Below are 5,972 nucleotides of genomic sequence, written 5' to 3' on the forward strand. Positions count from 1 at the left end.
TTGATGTTAAACCGGGGAACCGCTATATCTCTCGATATCGTGCTATGGGGTCGACTGCTGTGGCCGATATTTTTGAATATGTTCAAAAGAAGTTCGCTGCGGTAAATAAAGCTTATCCGGTAGAATCCAAAGATTCAAAGTGGTTGAAAGATCATGTGAGTTTTACTGGAGAAGTTCTTTTGGGGCATCTACGTTATGGGACCCACGGCAAAAACAGTATTGAAAGTTGCCATCCCTTTTTACGTCAAAACAACTGGATGAGCCGCAATTTAGTTGTCGCCGGTAACTTCAACATGACGAATGTCGACGAACTTTTGCAACAATTATACGAGTTGGGTCAGCACCCTAAAGAGCAAGCTGATACGGTTACCGTTTTAGAAAAAATAGGACACTTTTTAGATGATGAAAATCAGGAATTATTTGATAAGTTTAAAAAGGAAGGTTATTCTAACGTTGAGATCAGTGCGTTAATCGCCAAAAACATAGATGTAGAAAAGATTCTTACACGTTCTGCTAAAACATGGGATGGGGGATACACGATTGCAGGTATTTTCGGTCATGGTGATGCGTTCGTGATGCGTGATCCATCGGGGATTCGTCCAGCATTTTACTATCGAGATGATGAGGTACTGGTTGTTGCATCTGAGCGTCCAGTTATTCAAACGGCGTTCAATGTTCCTTTAACTTCCGTTCAGGAAATTAAACCGGGTCACGCCTTAATTGTGAAGAAAGACGGTACGATCACCGAAGAGATGTTCCGTCAACCCACAGAACAAAAATCTTGTTCGTTTGAACGAATTTATTTTTCTAGGGGTTCTGACGCAGATATATATAAGGAGCGTAAGCAATTAGGTAATCTATTGTGTCCGCAAGTTCTGGCGGCTGTAAATAATGATATCAAAAACACGGTGTTTTCGTTTATTCCCAATACTGCTGAAGTTTCCTATTATGGAATGATGGACGGTATTAACACCTATGTTAGAGACTATCAGCGTGATATCCTTTTGAACCGCGCCGATAAAATTTCTGACGAGGAACTGGAAGAGGTCATCAGTATAAAACCTCGATTCGAAAAATTGAACGTTAAAGATGCTAAACTTCGTACGTTTATTACGCAAGACGCAGATCGTACGGATATGGTGCAACATGTATATGATACGACGTACGGTATTGTGATTGATGGAAAGGACACAATTGTTGCTATTGATGACTCTATCGTTCGCGGAACGACACTTAAACAAAGCATATTAACTATATTGGATCGTTTGCATCCTAAGAAAATCGTGATTGTTTCTTCGGCTCCTCAAATACGCTACCCAGACTGTTATGGTATTGATATGTCTAGAATGGGGGAGTTTGTAGCGTTCGAAGCAGCAATTTCATTATTGAAACAGCGCGGTTTGGCGCATATAGTAGATGAAGTATACCAACGCTGTGTAGCATCTATTACAAAACCAATGGAGGAGATTGAAAATTACGTAAAAGCCATTTATGAACCATTTACGGATGAGGAAATCTCAAATGAAATTGCACGTATCATTCGTCCCCACAATTTGAACGCGGAGTTAACTGTGATTTATCAGACATTAGACAATTTGCACAAAGCTTGCCCTAACCATCTTGGCGATTGGTATTTCTCAGGCGATTATCCAACCCCTGGTGGAAATAAGGTGGTTAATAGAGCGTACATGAATTGGGTTGAGGGTAAAAACGTGAGAGCATATTTTAGTAGCTAAGAATAGCGAGGATATTTTAACATTTATTTTAAAGTTTTTATATTATTTGTTATCTTTGCCACTCATTAAATATTAACAAATATTATTTTATAACAATGTACGCAATAGTAAATATAGCAGGACAGCAATTTAAGGTTGCAAAAGACCAATATCTTTTTGTGCACCGCTTACAAGGAGACGAAGGCGCTAGTATTGAATTTGACAATGTATTGTTAGCAGAAGACGGTGGTAAATTCACTGTAGGTACACCTAGTATTTCAGGTGCTAAAGTTTCAGCTACGATTTTGTCTCATTTGAAAGGCGATAAAGTTATCGTTTTCAAGAAAAAACGTCGTAAAGGTTACAAGAAGAAAAACGGACACCGTCAACACTTCACAAAAATCCAGATCACTGGTATCAGTTTATAATTGAATTTTTTAATCTGACTTTCTAGAGTCATAAATTAAGATAAAGAAATGGCACATAAAAAAGGTGCGGGTAGTTCCAAGAACGGCCGTGAGTCACATAGCAAGAGATTAGGTATTAAAATTTTCGGTGGTCAACAAGCAATTGCTGGTAATATCATCGTACGTCAACGTGGAACATTGCACAATGCTGACGCTAACGTAGGGATCGGTAAAGATCATACACTATATGCCCTAATTGATGGTACTGTTGTTTTTCGCAAAAAAGCAAATAACAAATCATATGTATCAGTAGTTCCTGCAGAGCAGAACTAATTTAGTATCAAAAGACATAAAAAAGCTGTAGAGATTTGCTTCTCTACAGCTTTTTTATGTTTTGATACCTTCGACGATCGATAAAATCGCCGTCGTAAAATTGATTTTATCGGTTTTATGATTACTGGGGCATCAAGCAAACAAAGAAATAACCTTGTGATTTCTCGAAAATAATGATGAGCGCGTGTTAGAGATCGTTTACTATTGTGTCAGGACAAGAACGTGAGCTGTATTACAGATAAGTGGTCAATATGTTTGTGCAGAACAAGGGCGCGTCGGGGGCTGATACGGAGTCTGTACATATATAATGAACGTTGAAAAGCTCCGAGTCGGGAGGCGCCAGCGGTTTGTATTAAAAAAGGTAGGCTTTTGTTACAAAGTCTACCTTTTTCTGTTAGTTAAGTTTTGGACGATTCTAAATATCCAGTAAGATGCTAGATTATTAACATTGCATCTCCGTATGAGTAAAATCTATATTTTTCTTTAACGGCTTCTTCATAAGCGGCCATTGTATTTTCATAACCCGCGAATGCAGCAATCATAACGAGTAATGTTGATTCTGGCGTATGGAAATTCGTGATCATGGAGTTGGCAATACTGAAGTCGTATGGAGGGTATATAAATTTACTAGTCCAATCGTTTGCAGCTTTTAAATGTTTATCGGCCGATACCGATGATTCGATAGCTCGCATTGAAGTCGTCCCGACGGCGCAAACTCGTCTTTTTTCGTCAATCCCTTTATTCACAATTTTCGCGGCTTCGTCTGTGATCATGAATTGTTCAGAATCCATTTTGTGTTTAGTCAAGTCTTCTACTTCAACAGTACGAAATGTTCCGAGGCCTACGTGTAGAGTGACCTCTGCGAAGTCAACACCTTTTAGCTCCAATCGTTTCATCAACTCACGAGAGAAATGGAGACCTGCGGTTGGCGCAGCTACTGCTCCCTCATTTTTTGCATAAATCGTTTGATAACGGAATTTGTCTTCTGGGGTTGCTTTACGTTTAATGTATTTAGGAAGCGGAGTTTCACCTAGTATCTCAATGTTACGGCGAAACTCTTCGTCGGTACCATCAAAAAGAAAACGAATTGTCCTTCCTCTTGAAGTTGTATTATCTACAACCTCCGCCACCAAAAGGTCGTCATCTCCAAAGTATAATTTATTTCCTACGCGGATCTTTCTCGCAGGATCCACCAAAACATCCCAAAGGCGTAATTCTTTGTTTAATTCTCTTAATAGGAACACTTCAATAGTAGCACCTGTTTTTTCCTTATTACCGTACATACGTGCAGGAAATACTTTGGTGTTATTTAAAATCATAACATCTTTGTCGTCAAAGTAATCTAGGACGTCCTTGAAGATTTTATGTTCTATTTTTCCTGATTCACGATGTAAAACCATTAGACGTGACTCGTCGCGTTGCTCGGAGGGTTCTGATGCTAAAAGTGATTCCGGTAAGTTGAATTTAAACTGTGATAACTTCATTTTGTTCTCGATAAATTTGTTCTACAGAAATCTTAATTATTTACTAGTGATAAGATTTCAAAAAGGCTTACAAAGCTACGGATAATATATGTAATTTTCGTACTTTATGACCTTATTATTCGATATAAGCCAAATTTTAATTTATATATTTACAGTGAATATGTATTTAGCCATTAAACTGATTAAGGAAAGTTGTGCTTTTGCCGTCACTGCGCTTAAAGACAATAAGACAAGGACGTTATTGTCCCTTTTAGGCGTCACGATTGGGATCATGACAATCATCGGTGTATTCTCTGCAGTAGATACCCTACGTAATAATCTAGAAGAATCGGTACGTAAAATTGGTAGCCGGACGCTCTACGTTGAAAAATGGCCGTGGGATGGCGGCCCTGATTTTCCGTGGTGGAAATATGTCAATCGCCCAGAACCCAAATATATGGATTATGAGTCGGTACTTGAGCGAATGACAACGGCGGAGAAGGTTGCCTATTCGATTAATATTTCGAATTCTACTGCCAAATTCAAGAATAATTCGGCTAGCAATATCACGGTTGTCGCGGGCACACATGATATTTATCAGATACGAAACCTTGATATTGTCGAGGGGCGATATTTCACAGATCAAGAATCGCGGGGCGGGACCGGAAGTGTTTTATTGGGAGCGACCATTGCAGAAGGCCTTTTCCCAGCGGAAAGCCCTATAGGTCAGTATGTGACTCTTTTGGGCCGTAAAATGCAGGTAATTGGCGTATTGAAAAAGGAGGGATCTGGGATGTTGTTGGATGTTTCAAATGACGAGGTAGCATATATCCCTTTTACTCTCGGACGTAATTTGGTTAATTATGAAAACTACACCCCAAGTATCTCGATTGAGGTAAACGAGAACTACTCATTAGAGGAAGCGGAAAGTGAACTTATTGGTATTATGCGTTCTGCACGAAGAATTGCACCGCAAAGAGAGTCAGACTTCTCCATAAATAAGACGACTTTAATAACAGCTCAGCTCGATCAGATGTTTACAATTATTAATTTAGCCGGTTTCTGTATAGGTATCTTTTCGATTCTCGTTGGGGGATTTGGGATTGCAAATATAATGTTTGTGAGTGTGAAGGAACGTACGAACTTGATTGGAATACAAAAGGCATTAGGTGCGAAACAATATTTTATTTTGACACAGTTTTTAGTTGAGAGTATCCTACTTTGTTTAATTGGTGGTGCAATAGGACTAGCAATCGTATACGGGTTGGCTGCATTAGTGAGTCTAACGGTACAGGTCACAATTGTCGTTAGTTTCAAGATGGTAATGCTAACAACCCTATTGTCCACCATTATTGGATTAATCGCTGGAATCGTGCCCGCTATTAATGCGGCTCGAATGGATCCTGTTGAAGCCATCCGTAGCAAGTAAAATGAACTTTTGAGGTCATTTTATATGTCGTGAATTTTTTAAATAAAAGGCGGAGTTTTCGGCTTAACGGTAGGAATAAAAAAGGCTGTCATTGTGTGATGGGACCCCAAAAGTTTTTGTCTAACTTTTGGGGTCCCATCAGTGTTCTAACAGCCTTTTTGATTGAGTAACTTTGGGAAAAGCGAGTTATGCTAACTTACCCAGTGCTTCTTTCATACGTCTTAATGCTTCTTTTAGATTTTCATCGGATGCAGCATAAGATAAACGGATATAATTATTATTACCAAAGGAGTCTCCGCCTACGGTAGCGATGTGACCCTCATTTAGAAGATAAAGTGCTAGATCTGAGGAGTCTTTAATTACGGTTCCTTTTGGATCTTTTTTTCCGAAGAACGAACTAATTTCGGGAAAGAAATAGAACGCACCTTCTGGAAGGTTTGTTTTTACACCAGGAATCTCGTTTAATAGGTCGTACACCAACTGACGTCGACGTAGAAATGCCTGTTTCATCTGTTGCACGCTTGCTAACCCCTCGTTGTAGGCGACGATTCCGGCACGTTGTGAGATGGAGCAAGTGCCCGATGTCGTTTGTCCTTGTAGTTTGTCATTGGCAGCAGCAATTTCT

Annotated in this window: 6 protein-coding genes; 4 read left to right on the forward strand and 2 right to left on the reverse strand. The window is 39.4% G+C overall.

All coding sequences use genetic code 11. The features are described from left to right. The 3 genes from HP439_RS17160 to rpmA all read left to right on the forward strand — a co-directional run. A partial coding sequence (locus HP439_RS17160) for an amidophosphoribosyltransferase (RefSeq protein WP_172391565.1) occupies positions 1-1,736 on the forward strand: 1,736 nt, incomplete at its 5' end. Between the two features lie 95 nt (positions 1,737-1,831). Further along, positions 1,832-2,143 carry a 50S ribosomal protein L21 gene (gene rplU, locus HP439_RS17165; protein WP_172391566.1) on the forward strand — a complete coding sequence of 104 codons (312 nt, stop codon included), beginning with the start codon at positions 1,832-1,834 and terminating at the stop codon, positions 2,141-2,143. A 48-nt stretch (positions 2,144-2,191) separates the two neighbouring features. Continuing rightward, complete coding sequence (gene rpmA, locus HP439_RS17170) at positions 2,192-2,455, forward strand: 50S ribosomal protein L27 (protein ID WP_172391567.1); 264 nt, start codon at positions 2,192-2,194, stop codon at positions 2,453-2,455. Positions 2,456-2,889: 434 nt separating this feature from the next. Here the strand turns inward: rpmA and queA are convergent, their stop codons facing one another. Further along, complete coding sequence (gene queA / locus HP439_RS17175; RefSeq protein WP_172391568.1) at positions 2,890-3,939, reverse strand: tRNA preQ1(34) S-adenosylmethionine ribosyltransferase-isomerase QueA; 1,050 nt, start codon at positions 3,937-3,939, stop codon at positions 2,890-2,892. Positions 3,940-4,099: 160 nt separating this feature from the next. Between queA and HP439_RS17180 the strand changes: the two genes are divergently transcribed. Next, a complete protein-coding gene (locus HP439_RS17180) occupies positions 4,100-5,347 on the forward strand; it encodes an ABC transporter permease (protein ID WP_172391569.1) in 1,248 nt (415 codons plus the stop codon). Positions 5,348-5,533: 186 nt separating this feature from the next. On the opposite strand, the gene HP439_RS17185 is transcribed toward HP439_RS17180, so the two are convergent. Next, positions 5,534-5,972, reverse strand: a 439-nt coding sequence (locus tag HP439_RS17185; protein ID WP_172391570.1) for an aminotransferase class I/II-fold pyridoxal phosphate-dependent enzyme, incomplete at its 5' end; no start/stop codon positions are given.

Source organism: Sphingobacterium shayense, from assembly GCF_013179575.1.
In the GTDB taxonomy this organism is placed as follows: Bacteria; Bacteroidota; Bacteroidia; order Sphingobacteriales; family Sphingobacteriaceae; genus Sphingobacterium; species Sphingobacterium shayense.

Bases quoted from the DNA above. Each gene is read 5' to 3' on its own strand.
- HP439_RS17180 (WP_172391569.1), top strand. From the start codon at position 4,100: ATGTATTTAGCCATTAAACTGATTAAGGAAAGTTGTGCTTTTGCCGTC.
- rplU (WP_172391566.1), top strand. From the start codon at position 1,832: ATGTACGCAATAGTAAATATAGCAGGACAGCAATTTAAGGTTGCAAAA.
- rpmA (WP_172391567.1), top strand. From the start codon at position 2,192: ATGGCACATAAAAAAGGTGCGGGTAGTTCCAAGAACGGCCGTGAGTCA.
- queA (WP_172391568.1), bottom strand. From the start codon at position 3,939: ATGAAGTTATCACAGTTTAAATTCAACTTACCGGAATCACTTTTAGCA.